The 22,874-nt window shown below is 71.1% G+C and carries 9 protein-coding genes; 1 reads left to right on the top strand and 8 read right to left on the bottom strand.

Annotation, left to right across the window (positions count from 1 at the left end):
- Positions 1 to 170: 170 nt before the first annotated feature.
- The 6 genes from K2Z83_RS14005 to K2Z83_RS13980 all read right to left on the bottom strand — a co-directional run bounded on the left by K2Z83_RS14005 (position 171) and on the right by K2Z83_RS13980 (position 16,685).
- A complete protein-coding gene (locus K2Z83_RS14005) occupies positions 171 to 1,793 on the bottom strand; it encodes a PfaD family polyunsaturated fatty acid/polyketide biosynthesis protein (RefSeq protein ID WP_305082506.1) in 1,623 nt (540 codons plus the stop codon).
- A 10-nt stretch (positions 1,794 to 1,803) separates the two neighbouring features.
- Positions 1,804 to 2,085 (bottom strand): Txe/YoeB family addiction module toxin, encoded by a 282-nt coding sequence (locus K2Z83_RS14000; RefSeq protein WP_220595807.1) that lies wholly within the window; start codon positions 2,083 to 2,085, stop codon positions 1,804 to 1,806.
- A complete protein-coding gene (locus K2Z83_RS13995; RefSeq protein WP_129682939.1) occupies positions 2,072 to 2,359 on the bottom strand; it encodes a type II toxin-antitoxin system Phd/YefM family antitoxin in 288 nt (95 codons plus the stop codon). Before K2Z83_RS13995 ends, K2Z83_RS14000 begins: the two co-directional genes overlap by 14 nt.
- A 44-nt stretch (positions 2,360 to 2,403) precedes the next feature.
- Positions 2,404 to 9,393 (bottom strand): PfaB family protein, encoded by a 6,990-nt coding sequence (locus tag K2Z83_RS13990; RefSeq protein ID WP_220595806.1) that lies wholly within the window; start codon positions 9,391 to 9,393, stop codon positions 2,404 to 2,406.
- Positions 9,394 to 9,564: 171 nt separating this feature from the next.
- On the bottom strand, positions 9,565 to 11,283 hold the full coding sequence (locus K2Z83_RS13985; RefSeq protein WP_220595805.1) for a KR domain-containing protein: 1,719 nt from the start codon (positions 11,281 to 11,283) through the stop codon (positions 9,565 to 9,567).
- Positions 11,283 to 16,685 (bottom strand): type I polyketide synthase, encoded by a 5,403-nt coding sequence (locus tag K2Z83_RS13980; RefSeq protein WP_220595804.1) that lies wholly within the window; start codon positions 16,683 to 16,685, stop codon positions 11,283 to 11,285. Before K2Z83_RS13980 ends, K2Z83_RS13985 begins: the two co-directional genes overlap by 1 nt.
- A 684-nt stretch (positions 16,686 to 17,369) precedes the next feature.
- On the opposite strand from K2Z83_RS13980, the gene K2Z83_RS13975 reads away from it, so the two are divergent.
- Complete coding sequence (locus K2Z83_RS13975; RefSeq protein WP_220595803.1) at positions 17,370 to 20,573, top strand: GAF domain-containing protein; 3,204 nt, start codon at positions 17,370 to 17,372, stop codon at positions 20,571 to 20,573.
- Between the two features lie 655 nt (positions 20,574 to 21,228).
- On the opposite strand, the gene dnaB is transcribed toward K2Z83_RS13975, so the two are convergent.
- Positions 21,229 to 22,575 (bottom strand): replicative DNA helicase, encoded by a 1,347-nt coding sequence (dnaB, locus tag K2Z83_RS13970; protein ID WP_220595802.1) that lies wholly within the window; start codon positions 22,573 to 22,575, stop codon positions 21,229 to 21,231.
- Positions 22,559 to 22,874 (bottom strand): hypothetical protein (locus K2Z83_RS13965; protein WP_220595801.1); only part of this gene is annotated, 316 nt, incomplete at its 5' end. The genes dnaB and K2Z83_RS13965, both read right to left, overlap by 17 nt.

Genomic DNA, 22,874 nt, shown 5'->3' with positions numbered 1-22,874 from the left:
CCCCCGCAGTATTTTTGTTAGACAAGGTTCGTGGCAGCTTGACAGTTTGCCGCCGCGCAGCCTCACCCCCAGCCCCTCTCCCTGAGCGGGTTTAGGGGCTGGGGGGTGAGGCTGCGCGGAACTATAAAGTAACCGTGGCCTTTCTGGAACCTTGTCTCAACACGCAACACTCACCCCGGTCGGTAGCTGCCCAGCTCGGCCGGCATGCTCACGCCATAGGCCCGCAGCTGCTGGGCGCGGGAGAGGTAGGCCGCGCCGGTGAGCAGCTGGCGGGCCACGTCGGCGGCGCGGCGGGCCTCGGGAGCCTCCAGGTAGGAGCCGCGCGCCCAGTCGTTGAAGGCGCCCATGGCCGGGCCAGTCCAGATCTGGTAGTCCATCTCGCGGCCCGGCTCGCCGCTGGTCATCCAGCGCGACGAGAGGCCCAGGTACCAGCGGAAGACCAGTGCCATCTTGCGCTTCGGGTTGTCAGCCGCCCGCCGGATCTGGTCGGGGTCGCGCTCGGCGAAGAACGCTTCGGTCTCCTGCCAGATCGCGGCGATCGGCTTGCGGAAGATCTGGCGCTCAAGCTGCTCGCGCTCGGCGGGCGGGATGTCGTCGAGCGAGGCGTACTTCTGGTAGGTGTCGTAGAGCTTCTGGGCGCGCATGGGGAAGAAGGTGCCGCGCCTGAGCAGCTGGACCTTCACGCCTAGCTCGAACATGTCGGCGGCCGGGGCCATGATCACGTCGGCCATGCCTGCCTCGGCCAGCAGCTTGCGGGCGTGGGGCGAGGCCCCCGACTCGACGCATGCCTGGTTGACTGAGCCGGTGACGATGTAGGCCGCGCCCATCATGAAGGTGGCGAGGGCTGCGGCGGGTGTGCCGATCCCGCCGCCCGCGCCGACCCGCACGGCCTGCGGGTAGCCCAGCTCGGCCTGGATCTCGTCGCGCAGGGCGATGATCGAGGGCAGCAGGCAGACCAGGGGCCGGTTATCGGTGTGGCCGCCCGAGTCGGCCTCGACGGTGATGTCGTCGGCCATGGGCACCTGGGCGGCTAGGCGGGCCTGGATCGGCGTGATCAGGCCCGCCTCCACCAGCGGCGCGAGGATGGCGTCGGGGGCCGGGCGCATAAACGGCTCGGCCACCTCGCGGCGCGAGATTTTGGCGATCACGCGGTTGCTGATCGTGATCGCCCCGGCGGGGTCGAGGCTCAGCCCGGCGGCGCGATAATGGACGATGTGCGGGGTCAGGCTGAGGAAGGCCGATGCCTCGACGGTACGGACGCCGTGGCGCAGGTAGAGCTCAACGGCGCGGCGCTCCAGGGCCTCCTCGCTGGGGCTGTGGATGAGGTTGAAGGCGTATGGCCCGGCGGGCAGTGCGGCCTGGATGCGCCGGATGGCATCCTCGACGCGAGCGGGCACCAGCCCGGCGGCCCCGAACGAGGCGAGCATACCAGCCTGGCCGAGGGCGATCACCAGCTCGACCGATGAGATCCCGCCCGCCATGGCCCCGGCGGCGTAGGTGTAGCGCAGCCCGTGGGCCGCGCGGAAGGCCGGGTCGCCAAGCTGCTCGATTGGCAGCGGCGGCAGCGCGCCGAGCAGCTCCGCGCCGCCCACGGGCTGGCCATAGGTCGGCTGGCCCGCCGATGTCAGCCCGACCCGCCCCCCGGCGCGGACGATGAAGCAGGGCCGCGCCAGGTCGGCCAGCCGCTCGCGGATGCCTGCGGCGTCGAAGGCGATATCGCTCTGTGGGCCCTCCCATCCCTGGCCGGGCATGGCCGCTGGCCCGGCGCTGAGTGCGGCGTTACGCTCGCGCATATGCTAATCCTCAATAGTGATAACGCGCTTGAACGAAATCGATCCGATCATCGCTGACGACATACACCAAGCGATGCTCTTGGGTAATCCGGCGTGACCAGACACCTGCCCCCATATACTTGAGCGGCTCTGGCTTCCCAATTCCGTCAAAGGGATCGCGCAGAATCGCCTCTACCAGCGTCAGCACACGCAGTGCGGTGCGTCGCTCCGTTTCAATCCAGTAGCGCAGATCTTCACGAAACTCAGTCTGAAATATGGCGTCACGCTGCCTATGCGGGTCACTCGGCGTCATGCAGGTTAACCTCAGCGCGCAGCTGTTCGAGCGTCTGTGGTGTGCCGGTGCGCTGGCGAACCCGGTTGAGCGCGTTCAGCAGGCGTTCTGCATTCGCTGGTGATCGCAGCAGGTGTACCGTCTCTAATAGACCGGCAAGCTCATCCGCTGCAATCATCGCGACATCCTCTGCGCCACGGCGCTGCACGATCACAATCTCGCGGTCATTCGTAACCTGATCGAGCAGGCTGGCGAGCTGCGCGCGGGCCTGGGTATAGGTTGTCTGAATGGTCATGGCGAGGCTCCTTTTGTACAGGAGTACTGTACAATAACGTACGCCTAGCTGTCAAACACTAGCGCCAGCCCCAGGTCGCGCACCTCGTAGATCCGCAGCTGGTCGCGCCAGAGGCTGGCGTCGGCGAGGATGATGATCTGGTCGTCGCGCCGCTCGACCCGGCTGATGTGAACCTCTAGGCGCATCAGCCCGGCGCTGGGCAGGATCTGGCCGCGATACTTCCAGATCGTGCGCTGGCCGACGGGTGAGGCGAAGTGCGGCGATCTCAGCTCGCGCCCCAGCCCGCTGTGCAGCGCGTAGACCTGCATCGCCTCCAGGATGGCCTCCACGCCGAGCGAGCCCGGCATGACCGGGTCGCTGTAGAAGTGGCAGGGGAAGAACCAGCTCGCCGGGTCCACCTTCTTCTCGGCGTAGATGTAGCCCGCGCCGTGCTGGCCGCCCGCCGCGATGACCATGGCGCTATCGAGCAGGCCAAACTGGCCGCCGGCCAGGCGCTCGTGGACGCGGCCGGGCTGGGCGCGGAAGAGGGGATGCGCGTCGCCGCGCAGATCGATCTGTACGCCGCCCGTCGCGCCCGCCGACTCGTGCCAGGCCGGCTTGACCCGCCCGGCGTCGAGGCCGGTCTGGTTGGCCAGCACCGGCGCGCTGAAGTAGCCGAAGGCCGCGTCGCCGACGTAGAAGTCTTCGCCGTCGAGGGCCAGGCCAAACGCGAACTTCTGGATGATCATGCCCGTGATCGCGTTCGACGAGGTCAGGCTGGCCCGCGCCGTGATCCGCCGCCCGCGCAGATCCACCTCGCGCAGCAGGTGGCCGGTGCCGTCCAGGTTACGGAAGTAGAAATCCTGCTCGGGGTCGGTCAGCGTCGTGCCGAGGGCGCTGGTCAGGAAGCCGCATGGCTGGAGCGCGATCTCCATCAGCACCGCGTAGGGTGTGGTGGGGTAGCTGTTGTTGCGGCAGAACCAGGGGTTGGTCGGCACATCGTACTCGGCAACCAGGCTCGCGCCGGGGACAATCTCGCCGCGCCGGCCCTCCATCGACACCACCCGACTGATCAGCTGGAGGTCGCCGTTGGGGTTGCGCGGGGCGCGGCGGCGGTCGTAGATCGCGTACTCGGGGCCGAAGCAGGCGGCGATCGAGCCGGTGGTGAACTGCTGGATGGCCGCCTCGTCGTAGCGCGGCGGCTGGGCGGCGGCGGGCCGCTCCAGAGCGAGGGGCGGGGCGACCTGCGGGCTCTTCTCGGTGAGCTGGAGCGCCAGATCGCGGAAGCGCACCACCACCCGGCCATCCAGAATCACGTCGATATTGGCGTAGGCGTAGGGCTGCGGCTCCAGGCCGAGCGCCGTCACCTCCAGCCGATAGGTCATGACCGCAGTGCAGGGCAGCACCTGGCCGCGACAGACGACCACCTGGGATACGTTCGGCACCGGCTGGAAGCGAGCGTCGAAGGTGTAGGTCTGGAGGCCGAGCGAGAGCATGTAGATCTGGAGCAGCTGGCTGCAGCCATCGGCCATCAGCGAGCCGGCCATCACCTGGTCGTCCTTGAAGTGGCAGGGGAAGAACCAGCTGTCGGGCGTCAGATCCTGCTCGCCGATCACCATTCCCAGCCCCCAGTCGCCGCCCTGCGGGTCGATGCTGGTCACGCGGCTGAGCATGAGCATCTGGCGGGCGGGCAGGCGCAGCGAGGGGTTGCGACCGCGCTGGTCGTAGGCCGGGCCGAAGCAGGCGGCGACCCGCCCGGCGATCAGCAGGTCGAGGTCGGCCTCGCTGAGCGAGCGGCGGAACGTGCGCAGCGGCGGGGCGAAGGACTGGCGGACAGCGCGGCGGCGCTGGGCGATATCGTCGCGCGAGTCGACCACGCCGCGCCCGCCGTCCAGCTCGGCGTCGGTGAAGAACCCGGCGCAGCCGCCGTCCATCTTCAGCACCATGCGCTCGCCGACGAAGCACTCGTAGCTGAAGAAGAAGAGCAGCGTGTCGCCGCTCTGGGCGAAGGAGTTGATGCTGATGTCGTAGCGCAGGGTCTCGCCGTCCTTGGGCAGCTCATCGAGGAAGGTCAGGGTGCAGTCGAGCAGGCGGTAGACCCGCTCGCCCTTGCAGGAGAAGTCGATCCCCAGGTAGCTGATCAGCAGCAGGTCGCACTGGCCGGACTCGACGGCGATGGCGAGGGGCGGCTGGCCATCGACCGAGTACCACGCGCCCAGGGGGATGTCGTACTCGGTGGTGACGGTGGAGGGCTTGAACTCGCCGCGCCGGGCGTCCAGTCTCGTCACCCGGCTGACCAGCAGGTAGGGCGGCAGGGGCAGGCGCACGCGGCGCGCGTAGCCGTCGATGACGGCGTACTCGGGGCCGAAGACATTGGCGATGTCGCCCTCGGCGAACTCCAGCAGCTCGGCGGTGTCCCAGATCAGGTTGGGCGACTGAAGTCTCGGCGTCGGGGCGCTGTCGCGCCGGGCGTCGGCCTGCGCCGACGCCGCGCCCGTCGGCGCAGGCCGACGGTCAGCCGAAGGCTGCGGTGGCGCGACTTCAGTCGCCCGCCCAGGTGGCGCTGTGGCGACAGCTTCCCGAATCTGCCCCGCGAGGGCCAGCAGCTCGGCGTGGCGGCGCTGGAGCAGGGCGCGGTGGCCGGCGATGGTGGGCGGGACGGCCACGGGCGATTCTTCCAGCACGGGAAACTCCTTCTCTGAAACCATCACCTCTGCCGGGATGGAGGCGACCTCACCCCCCAGACCCCTCTCCGTCAGACGGAGAGGGGGGGGGGGATTGTTTTCTACTGCGTGATCTGGCCTCCAGCCTTTGTCACCCTGTCCCCTGTCCCCTGTCCCCTGTCCCCTAAGAATCTCCCGCGCCCGCTCGCCGCGCAGCGCGGCGGGGATGTCGCCGCCGCCGATGGAGATCGTCTTGACCAGGGAGCGGGCCGGGGCGGGCGGCGGATCGGGCGGCAGCAGGGCTGTCAGGTCGAGCGGCACGCGCTGGGTGACGAGGCGGGCCAGCACGGACAGCACGCTCGCGGCGTCGTCGGCGCCCTGGCGGTTGAGGGCCAGGGCGACGTGGGGCTTGCCCGCCAGGATCGCGCCGACCCAGCGCGTGCATGCGCTGGCCGGCCCCGGCTCGACGAAGATCCGCGCGCCGTCGGCGTAGGCCCGCTCGACTAGGCGCGGGAAGTCGACCGGCTGGCAGGTGGCGCGGGCCAGGGACTGGGCGATCTGCTCGGCGTCCTGCGGCAGCGGGGCGTAGTCGGCCGCGCCGTAGAAGGTGATGCCGGGGGCCTCCGCCATCGGCAGGCGGTTCAGATCGACCAGCAGCCCGTACTCGGAGTGCATGGCCGGGCAGTGCATCACCGTGTCGAAGGGCGCGCGGAAGGCCTCGCAGCCCAGCTCGGCGATCACCCGCCGCACGGCGTCGGGCGCGCCGGAGATCACCACCTCGCCGGGGGTGTTGATATGGGTCAGGAAGGCCCGCCCCTCGCCGGCCAGGGCGGCGCGGGCGGCATCGGGCGTGGCCTGGGCGATGTAGATGCACCAGACGTCGTCCGGCCCGTCGGCGGGAAGGCCAAGGTAGGCGCGGGCGGCCTCGCGCCGGCCGGAGAGGCGGCGGGTGAAGAGCGGCGACTCGCGCAGCCGCTGGAGGGCGTCGTCGCTGGCCCGCCACGCGCCGAGCGACCAGAGCATGCTCGCCTCGCCCATGCTGTAGCCGAGGGCCGCCCGGGGCCGCAGGCCGAACTGCTCGCGCAGCACGGCGGTGAGCAGCAGGCTAAAGCTCAGGCTGGCCTGGATCATGCCCAGCGGGTCGCCGCGCAGGGCCGCCTTATCCTGGGCGATATCGGCGGGGGTGGGCGCGTGCTGGCGGCGCGGGTAGAGCTTGCGCGCGCCGAGGGCGGCGGGAGCATCGGCCAGCAGCCCGTCCATGCGCGCGTGCAGCGCGGGGAAGAGCTGGAACAGCTCGCGGCCGAGGCCGGGGTAGGCGCTAAACGCGCCGGGGTAGACGAAGGCCAGCCCGGCCTGCGGGCCGAGCGGGCGGGCGCTGAAGCAGCTGCCCAGGGGCGTCTCCCAGTCGCGGCCCTGGTCGAAGGCGGCGGCCACGCCGGCGCGGGCGAAGGCCAGCTCGCGCCGCAGCTCCTCGCCGCTACGGGCGACAAGGGCGAGGGCGTAGGGGGCGGCGGATCGCCCTATGTAGGCGATGATCGCCTTGCGCGACAGCTCCTCCAGCGGCGTGTCGGCCTGGGCCTCCAGCTGATCGAGCTGGGCCAGCAGGTCAGCGCGGTCGGCGGCGGCGATGGGGATGAGCCAGATCCGGCTGCGCTGGGCGAAGGCTGCGGGCCGCACGGCGGAATCCGGCTCGGCGGAGAGCAGCACGTGGGCCGCGCAGCCGTCGCGGTCGAGCCCGCTGACCGCCGCCCGCCGCCGCTCGCCGCGCCGGGCCAGCCATGGCCGCGCGGACTCGGGGAGGTAGGCCGGTAGGGCCGAAGCATCGCCACCTGATGGATGGCCGTGCCCGTGCCAATCCGCTGGCGATGCTTCGGCCCTACAGACAAATCCGGGTATATACCTTCCGTCCAGGCAGAGGGCGGCCCGGATCAGAGCGGCGATACCAGCGGCCGCGCCGGCGTGGCCGATCTGTGCCGCGACCGCGCCGACCGCGCAGCTCAGATCGTCCGAGAGGCCATACACCTCACGCAGCCCGTCGATCGTCGCGGCATACCCGCCGCTCAGCTCCAGGTAGCCGACTGTGCCACCCTCACCCCCAGCCCCTCCCCCTCCAGGGGGGAGGGGAGCCGGAGCCATCAGCGCCACCGCGTCAACCGTGGCGTAGATCCGCTCGCCCGCCCGGCGCGCGTCGGCGGCGCGGCGCAGCACCAGCGCCCCTGCGCCTTCGCCCACCGCCCGGCCCGCCAGCCCGGCGGCGGCGTCCAGCGTCGCCCGCTCGACGCTGCCGGCCAGATCCACGCCGGCCAGCACCACCGCCTCCAGCTCACCCTTGGCCAGCATCAGCTGGGCCAGCTCCAGGGCGCGGAAGGCCGAGCTTTCATCTGCCGAGACGGTGAACGCCGGGCCGCTGAGGTCCCAGAGGGCGGCCACCCGGCAGGCCATGATGTTGCCGATGAAGCTGACGTACTGGTTGACCTGGGCGCGCGGGTGGAGGGCGTCCTTGAGCGCCGCCTCAAGCTCGGCGCGCTCCGCGTCGTCTAGCTCGACCCCGGCCCGCGCCAGCATCCCCGGCAGCTGCCAGCCCAGATCCTGCCGCCCGCGCAGGGCGTGCATCGCCGACTCGGCCTCCATCGCCACCAGCACCGCGACGTGCGCGCCGGGCGTAACCCCCGCATCGCGCAGGGCGCGGTCGGCCACCTGGAGCAGCAGAAGCTGCTGGGGCAGCGGCTGGTCGGCCGGGTCGGGCGGGATCTTGGCCCGCAGGAAGTCGAAGTCAAAGCCAGCCAGGTACGCCCCCTCAGGCGCAGCCCCGTCCGGCAGCCCCTGCCAGCGGCCGGCCGGCGGCGGCCCGAGCGCGCCCTCCCCCGCGTACAGCCCCCGGTCGAGGGCGGCCAGATCCGGGTACGGGCCGAAGCAGGCGTCCATGCCGGTGATGGCTAGAGGGATGTTCCCATCCGCCCGTAGGGGCGCAGGAGCGGAGATCGGGGCGGGCATGCCCGCCCCGATCTCCGCTCCTGCGCCCCTACCATGTTCCCCATACCCCTCCAGCACCACGTGCGCGTTCGTCCCGCCGAAGCCGAAGGCGCTGACCCCGGCGCGGCGCGGGCCGGGCAGGTCGGGCCAGGGCGCGAGGGCGCGCACGGTGCCCGCGCCGCCGACCGCGCCGCCCTCTGAGGCCAGCGGGTCGGAGATGCCCAGCGTCGGCGGGATCTGGCCGTGGGCCATGCCCAGCAGCACCTTGAGCATCCCGGCCATGCCCGCCGCCGTCAGCAGGTGGCCGAAGTTCGACTTGACCGAGCCGATCCTGGGGGCGTGGCCGTGGGCGCCGAAGAAGCGCTCCATGCTGTTCAGCTCGACGATGTCGCCGACGGGGGTGCCGGTGGCGTGACACTCGACGTAGGCGACCGACTGCGGCGGCACCCCGGCGGCGGCGTAGGCCCGCTCGAAGGCCAGCTGCTGGCCCTTGGGGTTGGGCACCAGCACGTGCTTGCCCGCGCCGTCGTTCGAGAGGCCCACCCCGCGCACGACGCCGTAGATCTTGTCGCCGTCGCGCCGGGCGTCGGCCAGCCGCTTGAGCGCGAACATCCCCGCGCCCTCGCCGGCGGTCAGCCCGCGCGAGCTGCGGTCGAGCGGGCGGCTGGCCCCGCCCTCAGGCGGGTACGCCTTAAAGATCGAGAAGCCGGTCAGCACAAACAGCGGGTCGGCGCAGCTGACCGCCCCGGCCAGCATGAGGTCGGCCTTGCCGGCATTCAGGTAGTCGCAGGCCAGCCCGAGCGCGTAGAGCGACGAGGCGCATGCCGCGTCGAGGGCCAGGCGCGGCCCGCCCAGCCCGAGCGCCTCGGCCACCACGGCCGCCGGCCTGCCGGAGATGCCCGCGTTGATCGGGTTGACTGGTACGTTCTCTGTCCCCTGTCCCCTGTCCCCTGTCCCCTGTCCCCCCAGCATCTCATCAAGGGCCTCCTCCACCGCGCCCGCGTAGAGCGGGGCGAGCAGCTGGCGCGATGAGCGGGTCGGGAAAGAGAGGTTGCCCAGGGCCAGCCCGCAGCGCCCGAGCAGCCCGGCCCGCCCCAGGTAGCCGCTGTCGGCGAGGGCCTGGCGGGCCACGTGCAGCGCCCACTGGTAGAGCGGGTCGAGCCCGCGCAGCTGCGCGGCGGAGAGCGCCAGGCCCGCAGGGTCGAGGCTGAACCCGCGCACGAAGCCGCCGCGCCCGTAGGCGTAGCCGTCGGCCTTGCCGCGACTCGGGTCGAAGAAGACGGCCGGGTCGGCCCCGATCTCCAGCTCGGTCGCCACGCTGGTCGAGTCGACGCCGTCCGCCAGGTTCTGCCAGAAGGCCGCCGGGCCATCGGCGCCGGGGAAGAGGCAGCCGAGGCCGATGATTGCGATGGGCTCCACGGGACTCCTTGATCATTGTTGGGGCGCAGCAGCGGCCCCTGATGCCTAGCGTGTACGGCACATTTCCAGGGCCGCAGTCGGAAGGGCGCAGCAGCGGCCCACAACGGTCTTGGGGTGAAGCGGCACAGTTCCAGGGCCGCTGCTGCGCCCTTACAGCCATACCCCACGGGATCAGCGTGGCGAGCCAGTGGCGCGATCATGCGCAAACAGCCGGTTGAGCTGGCGGCTGACCGCCGCCTCGACCCCGCGTAGCTGGAGGGCCACCCGGCCGGCCGCGTCGTGGGCGGCGATGTCGGCGACGAGGCGCTGCTCGGTGGCCTCGCGCACCGCCAGGGTCAGGTAGGTCGGCGTGTCAAAGGCCAGCGGCAGATATTGCTCGGCGGAGGCCCAGCCCAGCGGCAGGCTGGCGGCGTCATAGGTGCGGCGCACCCAGATCAGGCAGGACTGAAACAGCGCGTCGGCGACGAAGGGGTTGAAGTCGCCCGCCGGGAACTGGCCCTGGGCCTCGGCGCTGAGCGCAGGTAGGGCGCAGCGCAGGGTCAGGCCGGAGCCGTCGATGTGCAGCACCCGCTGGACGCCGCGCAGGCTGGGGCCGTGGAAGAGCGTGCCGTCGGCGTAGAGCGCCGCGCCATCGCAGGCGTCACGCTCAGCCAGGTCGAGCCCGGCCAGGGTCGGCGGCGCGTCCACCGCGCGGCCCAGCTCGATGCTCGCCCGGTAGTGGTAGCGCGGGCGGCCCTCGGCGGTGACGCTAGAGATCAGCGCGTCAAGCCGCACGATCCCCGCCGGCGCATCCTTGGCCGTCTCCTTCAGCTCCAGCCGGTAGCGCCCGGCCAGCTGCTCATCGAAGACCACCCCCTTCAGCACCTGGAGGCCGTCGCAGCGGCGCAGGCGGTAGCCGGGGTGGAGCCGCTGGCAGGCGTCGATCATCCAGGACGCCGCGGCCGTCGCCGGCAGCACGGCGTGGATGCCGATCATGTGGTCGGCCAGGAAGGGGTTGGCCTCGACGCTGAGCTGGCGTGAGCTGCGCTGCGTGATCAGCTCGCCGGCGAGCGGTGCTGGCGCGGCGCGCATCGGGCTGCCCACCACCAGCTGCACGCCGGGGCGATCCGCCTCCAGGGCGGTCAGCAGCACCTCGACCCCGCCATCGACCGGGATGACATCAATCTGACGTTGGGCAAACAGCGCCTTGATCGCCGGCGTGACCATGCCGCCATCCCACGGCCCCCAGTTGAGGGAGAGCACCCGACACGCCGGGTGGTCGCGCTGGAGCTGGAGGGAGGCCTTGTTCAGGATCTCGTTGGCGATCGCGTAGTCGCTCTGGCCGAGGTTGCCGTAGAAGCCGGCCGCCGACGAGAAGATCACCAGGTGGCGCAGCCCGCCGGGCGGGGCGACGGCCAGCAGGGCGCGCAGCCCGCCGATCTTCGGGCCGAGGACCGAGTCGAAGTCCGCGCCGGTCTTCTGCTCGATGCGCTTATCGGCCAGGGCCCCCGCGCCGTGGATGACCCCGGTAATCGGGCCGACATCGGCTATAGCTGCACGCAAGCCCGCCTCGTCGGCCACATCCGCGCAGAGGTAGCGGGCGCGCCCGCCGGCATCCTGCACCGCCCGCAGGGTCGCCGCGATCTCCTGGTTGGCCCGGATATCGCGCCAGGCCCGCTGGATGGCGGCGGGCAGCGGGCGCTCCCCCCGCGCCGTGATATCCGCCGCGATGCGCTGCTTGAGGGCCGCATCGTCGAGCCCCAGCCCGGCCCACTCGGGCGGCGGCGCGAGCGGCGTGCGCCCCAGCAGCAGGAATCCGCAGCCGAAGCGGCGGGCCATGCCGACCACGCAGGCGGCGGTGATCCCGCGCGCCCCGCCGCTGACCAGGAAGAGATCGTCGGCACCGACCATCACGCGCCACCGAGGGGCAGATCGGCCGCGAGGGTGACGCGGCCGCGCGGGCCGTGGCCCACTTCGGACAGGCGCGCGTCGGGGTCGGCGCTCTCGGCGGCGATCAGCTGGGCGGCCTGGGCCGGGCCAATGTCTGGGCTCAGGTCGATCGCCCGGCAGAAGACGCCGGGCCACTCCTGGCGCAGGGTCTTCACCAGGCCAAACAGCCCGCCGCCGACCGGGCTGATCTGGCGGGACGTGCCGGCGCCCAGCTCGCCATCCATGCGCGTGACCGTCATAAACAGCGGGCGGCCGCTGCGCCCCGCCGCCGTCAGCGCGGGCGAGAGCTGCTTGGCGGCCAGGAAGACCATTTTTACGATCTGCTGCTCGGCCTCGCTGAGCAGGCCGTTGGACGGGGCCAGGGATGCGGGCTGCGGGTGCAGGTGGATGAACCCGCCGACCGGGCCGTAGCTCTCGCTGATCGTGCGCAGGGCCTGCTCCAGCTGGCCCTCGCTCATATCCTGCAGGGCCACCCGTCCCACGCTGGGCGGCAGCGCGGGCCGCGCGCCGACCAGGGAGGTCGGCAGGCGCAGCACCACCGGCTGCCAGCCGCGCTCGGCCAGGGCGGCGGATAGGGCGGCGGCGGCGTCCGTGCCGTCATCGGTAATCACACAGCTCCAGCCATTCGGCACCGCCGCCTCCAGCAGATCCGGCGCGGGCAGCCGCACCAGCGTGGCGGGCGCGGTGGCGACGGCCCACTGCGGCGCGGGCGTTGGCAGCGACCTGGCGACGACCACGGGCGCGTCCGCCTCCCCGGCGGCGGCCTGGAGGTGGGCGACCACCTGGGCCAGCGTGCGCAGCTCGGCCAGCTCCTCAGGGGCCAGCCTCGGCAGGGTGAAGCGCGTCTGCATCGTCCCCAGGATATCCACCCGCTTGATCGAGTCGATCCCCAGGTCGCTCTCCATATCCATCCCCAGCTCCAGCGTCTCGCGCGGGTAGCCCGTCTTCTCGCTCACCACCGTCAGCAGCCCCTCCGTCAGCTTGGCCAGCAGGGCCGGGGCAGCCGTAGAGACGCCCTCACCTCCCTGCACGCCCGCCCTCACGGGGAGCGGGGGCGTCCGACTCCCCTCGCCCGCCGCAGCGGGAGCGGGGCTGGGGGCGAGGGCCGACCCCGTCGCCCCGGCGGCGCGCTGGAGGTGCTCGACCACCTGGGCCAGCGTGCGCAGCTCAGCCAGCTCCTCAGGGGCCAGCCTCGGCAGGGTGAAGCGCGTCTGCATCGTCCCCAGGATATCCACCCGCTTGATCGAGTCGATCCCCAGGTCGCTCTCCATATCCATCCCCAGCTCCAGCGTCTCGCGCGGGTAGCCCGTCTTCTCGCTCACCACCGTCAGCAGCCCCTCCGTCAGCTTGGCCAGCAGGGCCGGGGCAGCCGTAGAGACGCCCTCACCTCCCTGCACGCCCGCCCTCACGGGGAGCGGGGGCGTCCGACTCCCCTCGCCCGCCGCAGCGGGAGCGGGGCTGGGGGCGAGGGCCGACCCCGTCGCCCCGGCGGCGCGCTGGAGGTGCTCGACCACCTGGGCCAGCGTGCGCAGCTCAGCCAGCTCCTCAGGGGCCAGCCTCGGCAGGGTGAAGCGCGTCTGCATCGTCCCCAGGATATCCACCCGCTTGATCGAGTCGATCCCCAGGTCGCTCTCCATATCCATCCCCAGCTCCAGCGTCTCGCGCGGGTAGCCCGTCTTCTCGCTCACCACCGTCAGCAGCCCCTCCACCAGCGCCACGTCCGGCGCGGGAGGCGCCCCCAGCCCGCTCTCCCTCACGGGGAGCGGGGGCGTCCGACTCCCCTCGCCCGCCGCAGCGGGAGCGGGGCTGGGGGCGAGGGCCGTCGGCGGCGGGGCGAAGAGCGGCGCGGGCGGGGCCTTCGGCTCAGGAGGGATGTGACTCCCCGCTCCCGCCGCAGCGGGCGAGGGGCTGGAGGTGAGGGCCGCCCGGCTGGGGACCACCGGCGCGCTAGCAACCGGCGCAGGCGGGGCGAAGAGCGGCGCGGGCGGGGCCTTCGGCTCAGGTGAGATATGACTCCCCGCTCCCCGTGAGGGAGCAGGGCTGGGGGTGAGGGCCGGCCCCACCGGCGCGGGCGTAGAGACGGCCCGCTGGGTCGTCTGCGCCGCCTGCTGCTGCTGGATCAGCTGAAGCAGCCCGGCGGCGTAGTCGCCCTGCTGGTCGAGGAAGCGCTGGTGGATGCGCAGCGTCTCGGACTGGATCTGGTGCAGCGCCGCAAGCCCGCCCTCGTGGTTGGCCGCCGCCGACTGGGGCAGCTGGAGCAGCAGGCCCACATACTCGTGCTGGTAGCTGAGGAACTGCTGGTGGGCCTGCAGGATCTCGCGCTGGTGGGCCTGGAGCTGCGCCATCAGCTCGCCCGGCGACGCCGGGGCAGGGGCATCGGTCGGCACGTAGCCGTTGCGGCGCTCCTGGGTCGTCGGCGGCGCGCTCTCGGGAGGGGTCGTCATTATCTGGTCTTCCTCATTGATCGTCGGCACGTTCGGCGCGGGCGGGCGGGCGATCGCATCCGCGTAGTCGGCCCGCGTCTTCTCGCTGACATAGTTGCTGCCGTTCAGGCGCACCGTCGGCCCGCGGCGCTTGCGGGCGGGCGCCGGCGCAGCCTCGCGCTGGTAGGGGTCGATCCCACGCATCGGCACGCCGGCCACCCGCAGCTGCACCGCAGCCTCGCGCAGCTGTCGGTCGCTGTCATGCTGGCGGCTGGGGTTCAGGGCCACCGCGATATGCGGCCGGTCGCCGAGGATGCGCGTCACCAGGTTGGTCAGCACGCTGCGCGGGCCAACCTCGACGAAGATCGCGCCGCCGGCGGCGTAGATCTGCTCGATCTGGTCGAGGAAGCGCACCGGCTGGAGCAGCTGGTCGGCCAGCAGCGCCTGCGCGGCCCGTGGGTCGGCGGGGTAGGGCTGGGCGGTGGCGTTGGCGTACACTGGCAGGCGCGGCGGGCTGAAGGCGCAGGCGTGGACCGCCCGGCTGAACGGCGCCTGGGCGTGGCCCACCAGCGGGGTGTGGAAGGCCGCCGAGACCGGCAGCCGGGTGGCGCGGTGGCCAGCGGCATCCAGCAGGTGCCGCGCCTGGTCGATCGCCGCCGTCGGCCCGGCCAGCACCACCTGGTCGCGCGCGTTCAGGTTCGCCGCGACGATCCCCGGCACCTGTCCGACGACCGCCTGGGCGGCGGCGAGATCGGCGGAGACGGCGAGCATCGCCCCGGCGTCGAAGGATGGGGCGTCCGGGGGGGCCATCGCCCGCCCGCGCGCGTGGGCCAGGGCCAGAAAGTCATCGTCGGTGAGGGCTCCGGCGGCCCAGAGGGCGGTCAGCTCGCCGAAGCTGTGGCCGGCCACCATATCCGGCCGGAAGCCGGCGTCGCGCAGCAGGCCGAACATGCCGGCGCTGAGGGCGCCGATCGCCGGCTGGGCGTGCTCGGTGCGCTGGAGTCGCTCGTCCTGGGCGGCCCGCTCGGCGGGCGTGAAGGCCGGGGGCGGGAAGACCACCTCAGAGAGCGGCGCGCGCGCGCCGTGGGCGTCGGCCCGGCCGAGCAGCTCGCGCAGCGGCGGGAAGTTCAGCGCCAGCTCGCGGCCCATCTCCAGGTACTGCGAGCCCTGGCCGGGGAAGAGCGCCACCACCCGCCCGGCGGTGGCGAGCCCGTAGCGCTGGAAGAAGACCCCCTTCGGGTGCTGGAGCCGGTCGGCGTCGGGCTGCCCGCCGAGCATGGCGACGGCGCGCAGCAGCTGCTCGCGGGCCTCGGCCGGGCCGTCGGCCACGAAGCCGAGCCGGGCCAGCTCGGCCGGCAGGTCGAGGCCGCGGGTCGCCTCGGCCAGCTCGGCGAAGGCCTGGGCGGCCTGCGGGCCGGCCAGCGCCTCGGCCAGCTCGGCCGCGCGCGCGCGCAGCGCGGCGGTGCTCGGCGCGGCCACAATCAGCTCCTGGGCCGTGCGGTGGATGCGGTAGGGCCGGCGATGGTCGCCGGCGTGCTCCTCAAGCACCACGTGGAAGTTGGTGCCGCCGAAGCCGAAGGCGCTCACCGCCGCCCGGCGGGGCGACCCGCCCGCCGCCCGCAGCCAGGGGCGGGCGCGGGTGTTGACATACAGCGGCGAGCCCTCCAGGCCAAACTTCGGGTTGGGCGTATCCACGCCGATCGTCGGCGGCAGCACCCGGTGGTACAGGGCCAGCGCCGCCTTGATCATCCCGGCCGAGCCGGCCGCCGCCTTGGTGTGGCCGATCTGCGACTTCACGCTGCCCAGGGCGATGTGGGCCTGGCGCGGGTTGCCCTCGCCGAAGACCTCGCGCAGCGTCTGCACCTCGCACAGGTCGCCCGCCACCGTGCCCGTGCCGTGGGCCTCGACCAGGCCGATGCTCGTCGCCGGCACGCCGGCGCTGGCGTAGGCCCGGCGCAGCGCGCGGGCCTGGCCCTCCGAGCGCGGCGCGTAGATGCTCTTGTAGCGCCCGTCGCTCGACGAGCCGATGCCCCGGATCACCGCGTAGACCCGGTCGCCGTCGCGCTCGGCGTCGGACAGGCGCTTGAGCACCAGCATGCCCATCCCCTCGCCGACCATCATCCCGTCCGACTCCGCGTCGAACGGCCGCGCCATCTCCTGGTGCGAGAAGGCCGGCGTCTTGCTGAAGCACATATACATAAAGGGCGAGTTGTCGGTGTCCACCCCGCCGGTCAGCATCATGTCGCAGCGGCCCGAGGTCAGCTCGCTCAGGGCCATCTGGAGCGCGCTGAGCGACGACGCGCAGGCCGCATCGGTCACACAGTTGAGCCCGCCCAGGTCGAAGCGGTTGGCGATCCGCCCGGAGATCACATTGCCGAGCAGTCCGGGGAAGGAGTTCTCCTCCCAGCGGATGTAGGCCAGCTTGATCTTGGCGATCGCCTCGGCGACCAGATCCTCGCTCAGCCCGCAGCTGCGCATGGCCTGCTCCCAGACCGGGTACTGCAGGCGCGCGATCAGCGGCGTCATCAGCTTCTGGCCGCCGCTCACCCCCAGCACGACGCCGGTGCGCTCGAAGTCGTGGCCGCGCTCCGCGCCGTAGCCGGCGTCCGCGAACGCCTCGCGTGCCGCCACCAGGGCTAGCAGCTGCGAGACATCCGTCACCTCAAGGATGTTCGGCGGCAGGCCAAACTCCAGCGGGTCGAAGTCGATATCGGGCAGGAAGCCGCCGCGCTTACAGTAGGACTTATCGGGCGCGGATGGGTCCGGGTCGTAGTAGTCGGCGATATTCCATCGTGAGGGGGGGACATCGGTGATACTGTTACGCTCGTGGACGATGTTGTCCCAGTAATCTGCGAGATTGTGGGCCTCAGCGAAGAAGGAGGCCATGCCGATGATCGCGACCGGCTCCATGACCATGGAGCGATGAGTGCTAGGCTGCATACGCTGTCCTCAAGAGCCGAAAAGGCGTCTGCCTGACCGCCGGCGCCGTCCGCATCACGGGGAGCAGACGGTGTTAGCTGTCCGATGGGTACAGGCAACGCTCAGCGCACCTGGGGTGGGCGGCCGCCGATCCGGTATGTCGATGTCGCAGGTATAGCGCTCGTAGAGGACCCCTCCCAAGCGACCAGTTCTAGATCGCTGATCGGGCCGCCTCATGAGTCGCTTCCGAACATGACTGAACGGCACATATTATACGCGCTCTTGGCAAAGAGGATTGCTAGCGCGAATACGCGCTGGGCGAATCTGTGCGCGTCGGTGCCTCGGCGAGCGACTGACGTCGCAGCGCGGGGGCCTCTGGACAACCGCCCGCCGACGCGGGCGGTTCCGGCGTCGGCCTGTGCCGACGCCCGGCGCGCAGCGCCGCTCCGGCGCGACTCCAGTCGCCAGCCGGCGGTGCGCTCAGGCCGTTGCAACAGCCCTGCGGGGGCGGCTTCGCCGCCCAGCGCTGATAGGTCGTAGGTGTATACTAGATCGATATACTCATGCCGCTCCACAGCGACCTGCGATGCGCTGCCGCGCCAGCCCCACACCCCTCGCCCGCCGTCGGGGGCCTCGGATGCTACAGATCAGGTCGCATTGGCCCCACCACGTTTTATCGCCGTGATTGTACATTTGAGGTGCGCTATGGGTGATGTTCAGCTCAGCTCGATGATCCTGGACTCGCTTGAGGACTCCGTGGCGCTGCTGGACACCGACGGCATGATCCTGATGGTGAACGCGGCCTGGCGGCGCTCCGCCCAGGAGTACGGCGACCTGGATCTCAGCCGCACCGGCCCCGGCGTGAACTACCTCAATGTCTGCCGCCAGTCCGCCCGCTCCGGCGATACGGAGGCGCTACACGCCCTTGAGGGGCTCCAGGCACTGCTCCGGGGAAGCCAGCCCAGCTTCCGCCTGGAGTACAGCGGCGAGACTGCCGAAGGGCCGCGCTGGTACGTCCTACGCGCGGTGCCGCTCGCCTCCGGCGACCATCGCGTCGTCGTGTCGCACGAGCATATCACCGATGTCAAGCGGGCGACAATGCAGCAGGAGGAGATGCTGACGATCCTCTCGCGCGCCGAGGCCGTCGCCCATGTCGGCAGCTGGAAGTGGGACCTCGCGACCAACCGGGTCACGTGGTCGGATGAGATGTTCCGGATCTTCGGTGTCGATCGGGCGACCTTCGACGGCGACCTGGATGCGATCATCGCCCATGCCGTCCACCCGGACGACCTAGGACGTGTGCAGGCCGCAAATGCGCACGTCTTAGAGCACGGCGAGCCCGCCCCGCTCGAGTACCGCCTCCGCCTGCCGAGCGGCGAGGAGCGGGTTGTCTATGGGGACGGCCAGGTTATTCGTGATGCGGAGGGGCGGCCGACGATGATGCTCGGCAGCATCCACGACCGCACCGACCTGGCGCGCGCGCAGGCCGCGCTCCAGATGGACGACCGCCGCCTCAACGCGCTGTTCGAGCTCAGCGAGCGGGCCAACACCCTGAGCGAGTCCGAGATCATCCAGCTGGCGCTGGAGCACGCGGTCACGCTCACATCGAGCCAGATCGGCTACCTGCACTTCATCAACCCGGACCAGCTCAGCATCCAGCTCTTCACATGGTCGAAGGAGACTCTGGCGCACTGCGCTGCGGTCTACGACTCGCACTACCCGATCGATCAGGCCGGGATCTGGGCCGACTGCGTGCGCAAGGGGCGGCCGGTCATGCACAACGACGACACCCAGGCCGCAGGCTGGCGCGGGCTGCCCGCCGGCCACGCCCCGCTGTCGCGCCACCTGAGCGTGCCGGTGCTCGACGCTGAAGGCAAGGTGGTGCTGGTGATCGGCGTGGGCAATAAGGAGCGGCTGTATGATGAGTCCGACGCCCGCCAGGTCGGGCTGCTGGCCGACAGCATGTGGAAGATCGTGCAGCGCAAGCGCGCCGAGTCGCGGCTGCGGCTCCAGAGCGCGGCGCTGGAGGCGGCGGCCACCCCGATGGTGATCACCGACAAGGACGGGGTGATCGAGTGGGTGAACAGCGCCTACACGCGGGTGAGCGGCTACACTGCTGAGGAGGCGATCGGCACAAATCCGCGCCTGATAAAGTCGGGCAATCACCCCGACTCCTTCTACGATCAGATCTGGGGCACGATCCACGCCGGGCATGTCTGGCATGGCGAGATCACGACGCGGCACAAGGATGGGCGGCTCTATGAGGAGGAGCAGGTGATCACGCCGGTGCGCAACGAGGCCGGGGAGATCACGCACTTCATCACGATCAAGCAGGACATCAGCGCGCGCAAGCAGCGGGAGCGCGAGCAGCAAGCACGGGCGAGGCTGAGCGCCGCGCTCGCGGCGGCGACAAGCCGCGCCGATATGCTGGGGGTCATCATCAGCCTGGTGAGCGAGATCCTGGCGGCGGACGCCGCCGCCATCGCGACCGCCCCGGCGACAGGCGGCCTGGTCGCCATTGAGCTGGCTGGGGGGGGCTGGCACGCCCTCGCCGGACAGCGCCTTGATCTCGTGCCGGACGCACCCCTCATGGGCGTTCTGACACGCAACCAGCCCCACTTCGGTGCGAGCGATGGCGGAGTACTCGATAGCCCGCTGATGATCGCCTACGTCCCGCTGAGCGTCAGTGGCACCCCCTTCGGCGCGCTGCTGCTGGGCCGTGAGCAGCCCCTTGACGCCCCCGATCAGAGCCTCCTGATCGCGATCACCGAGGTGGCGAGCAACGCGATCAACCGCGCGACACTGCACGAGGAGACCGCGCGACACCTCCAGCGGATGCAGGCGCTTCACCATATCGACAAGGCGATCAGCGCGGGCATCGACATGGACATTGTGCTGAGCATCGTGATCGATGAGCTGATCGCCCAGCTCGGGGTGGACGCGATCACCATCTATCGCCAGCACCACACGCTCCCAACACTGGATCGAGTCGCGAGCCGGGGCTTTCGCCGCACCCTCGGCCCACAGACCGTGCGCATGGGCGAGACCTACGCCGGGCAGATCGCGCAGAGCCACACGTCGATCTACCGGCCTACGCTGGGCGAGCTCACCGCCACCGGCACGGGGGTGCCGCCCTCGGAGGAATTCACTCTGTACTACGGCATCCCACTCATGGCGAAGGGCCAGCTGAAGGGTGTGCTTGAGCTCTTTACCCGCAGGCCGTTCCACAGCACGGACGACTGGCACGCCACGCTAGAGATGTTCGCCAGCCAGCTGGCGATCGCCCTCGACAACGCCGATATGGTCGAGCGGCTCCAGCACTCGCACCAGGAGCTGATGCACGCCTACGACGCCACGATCGAGGGCTGGTCACGCGCGCTCGACCTACGCGATAAGGAGACGGAGGGCCACACGCTGCGGGTGACGGAGATGACGCTGCGCCTGGCCCGCACGATGGGCGTCTCCGACGATGACCTGATCCACATCCGCCGCGGCGCGCTGCTCCACGACATCGGTAAGATGGGGGTGCCGGACCAGATCTTGCTCAAGCCGGGGCCGCTGACCGATGAGGAGTGGGTGATCATGCGGCTGCACCCGGTCTACGCATACGAGATGCTGGCCCCGATCGCATTCCTTGAGCAGGCGCTCGCCATCCCCTACGCACACCACGAGCGCTACGACGGGACCGGCTACCCGCGCAGGCTCAAGGGCGATCAGATCCCGCTGGCCGCACGGATCTTCGCCGTCGTCGATGTGTGGGACGCCCTGCGCTCCGACCGGCCGTACCGGCGCGGGTGGGATGAGGAGCGGGTGCGCGCCCACATCCTGGCGGGGGCGGGGGCGCACTTCGACCCGCAGGTGGTCAAGGCGTTCACCAGCGTGCTCGACGACGTTGCAACAGCCCCCTAGACTGGCGCGGGCCTGAGGCTAGGGGGTGTTACCCGCGTGTAACGTTATTGTTAGACATGGCTTCAGAGGGGCCGGTTTTACGGTACAGTTCCACCATGGCCCTCACCCCCCCCAGCCCCCCGCTCCTGTGGCCGAAAGCCACGGGAGCGGGGGGCTGGGGGGTGAGGGCCGTTCGGCGGCAACCTATCAAGCTGGATTGAACCTTGTCTTAGCCGCGAATACGCGCTGGGTGAACCTGTGCGCGTCGGTGCCTCGGCGAGCGACTGACATCGCGCCGGGCGTCGGCGCAGGCCGACGCCCGGCGCGCAGCGCCCCGGCGACGCGGCTTCAGCCGCCCGCCATGGCCACCGTTGCAAGAAGATTCGTGACACCCCCTGTCACCCTGAGCGAAGTGAAGGGTCTTCCCATCCACGCGACTGGAAGATGCTTCGCTGCGCTCAGCATGACATGCCCACGGTCTTGCCAGATTTGATATAATCGCCGCCCTCAGCGTACCAGTTTGTCACATGGCAGGCAGTGTTAGCCGCTGCGACAGTGACCGTATGACCCAGTGACGCCGCGGGACGAGAAGCCACCGTGAAGGGGGGCGCACGATTCACCGCGCATGGCGCAGCTGCGCCATGCACTCTTCGCGCAGCTTCGTCATCGTCGGCCCTCACCGCCCATCAGACGGCATCGCCCGGCTCAGGCTTACAAAGCGCGTGCTGGCGTGCTCAAAGCGTAGCGATGCCACCCCGGTCTCGCCGTTGCGGTGCTTGGCGACATGAATCTCGGCGACCCCTGGCCGATCACATGGGTCGTCGTAGAGCTCCTCGCGGTAGATGAACCAGACCTGCGAGGCGTCCTGCTCGATGCTGCCCGAGCCGCGTAGGTCCGAGAGCATCGGCACATGGGCCGCCCGGCTCTCGACGGCCCGCGAGAGCTGCGAGAGCGCCAGCACCGGCACGCGGAACTCGCGGGCCATGCTGGTCAGCCCCTGCGAGACGGCCGTGATCCGCTTGACCTCATCGTCCCTGGCGCTCGCCCCCTGGGCCAGCTGGAGGTAGTCCACCACCCACAGCTCGATCGGGTGCGCGCTGGCCAGACGGCGGGCGCGGTCGCGGATGGCCAGCACGTTCAGCGACGGGGTGTGGTCGATGTGGATCGGCAGCTCGGCCACCCGGGCCAGCGCCGCAATCGCCGCATGATCACCCCGCCGCAGCAGCCGGGGCACCTGATTGGTCGGTACGCGCAGCTCCAGGGCGATGAGGCGCTGGAGCAGCAGCTCGCGATCCATCTCTAGCGAGAAGATGCCCACGTGCTGGCCGCGCTGGGCCACGTGGTAGGCGATACAGAGCGCGAGCGCCGTCTTGCCAACCCCCGGCCGGGCGGCGAGCACCACGAGCTCGCCCGGCTTCATCCCCTGGGTGATCCTGTCCAGGTCGGGGTAGCCCGCGCCGATGCCGAGCAGGTCGCCCTCGTCGGCGGTGGCGGCCAGGGCGTCGAGGTACTCGCTGGCCACGGTGGACACGGATACGAAGTCCTGGCCGAGCTGGCGCGCGCTGCTGAGCTGAAAGATCCGCTGGGCCGCCGCATCCAGGCGCTCCTCGATCGGGAGGGCGTCGTCGTAGCCCAGGGCGACGATCTGGCCGCCGGCCTCGATCAGCGCCCGGCCCACCGCCGTGCGCTCGACGCTGCGGGCGTAGTACTCGACATGCACGGCGGTCGGCACGCCGGCCAGCAGCTCGCCCAGAACGCTGGCCCCGCCCACGCCCTCCAGCTGACCCTGGCGGCGCAGCTCGCCGCTGACGGTGGTTAGATCGGGCGGCTCCCGGCGTCCATAGCAAGCCAGCATGGCGGCGTAGATCTGGGCGTGCTTCTCCAGGTAGAAGTGGGCAGGCGTCAGAAACGGCGCGACGGCGATGATCGCCTCGCGGTCGAGCAGGATGGCGCCGAGCGTGGCCCGCTCGGCGTCGAGGTCACACGGTACGCTGCGCAGGGCGGGCTCAGCTGGCAGGGACATGGCCAAACTCCGTAAAGAAGCGGTCGAGGATCGCCTGGCGGTCGGCGGGGTCGGCGGCGCGGAAGCGGTTGAGCCAGATCTGGCGCTCGCGACCGCTCAGGCCCGGGTGGAACAGGATGGGGCTGCTTGAGACCCGTGTCGGCGGCGACTCGGGCGGCGACTCGTCGGGTAGGTCGCGGAGCGCGGCCACGACCCAGCCGGCGAGGTCGCGCACATCGGTGCGTGCGCGGGCCTGGGCGATCACGCGGGCGACCTGGCTCGCCGGGCGGTCGGCGAGGCCCGCGGCGACGCTGCGGCGC

This window comes from Oscillochloris sp. ZM17-4 (assembly GCF_019599295.1).
GTDB lineage: Bacteria > Chloroflexota > Chloroflexia > Chloroflexales > Chloroflexaceae > Oscillochloris.
The sequence above is the reverse complement of the archived record's forward strand: the minus strand, read 5'-3'. Positions and strand labels throughout refer to the sequence as shown.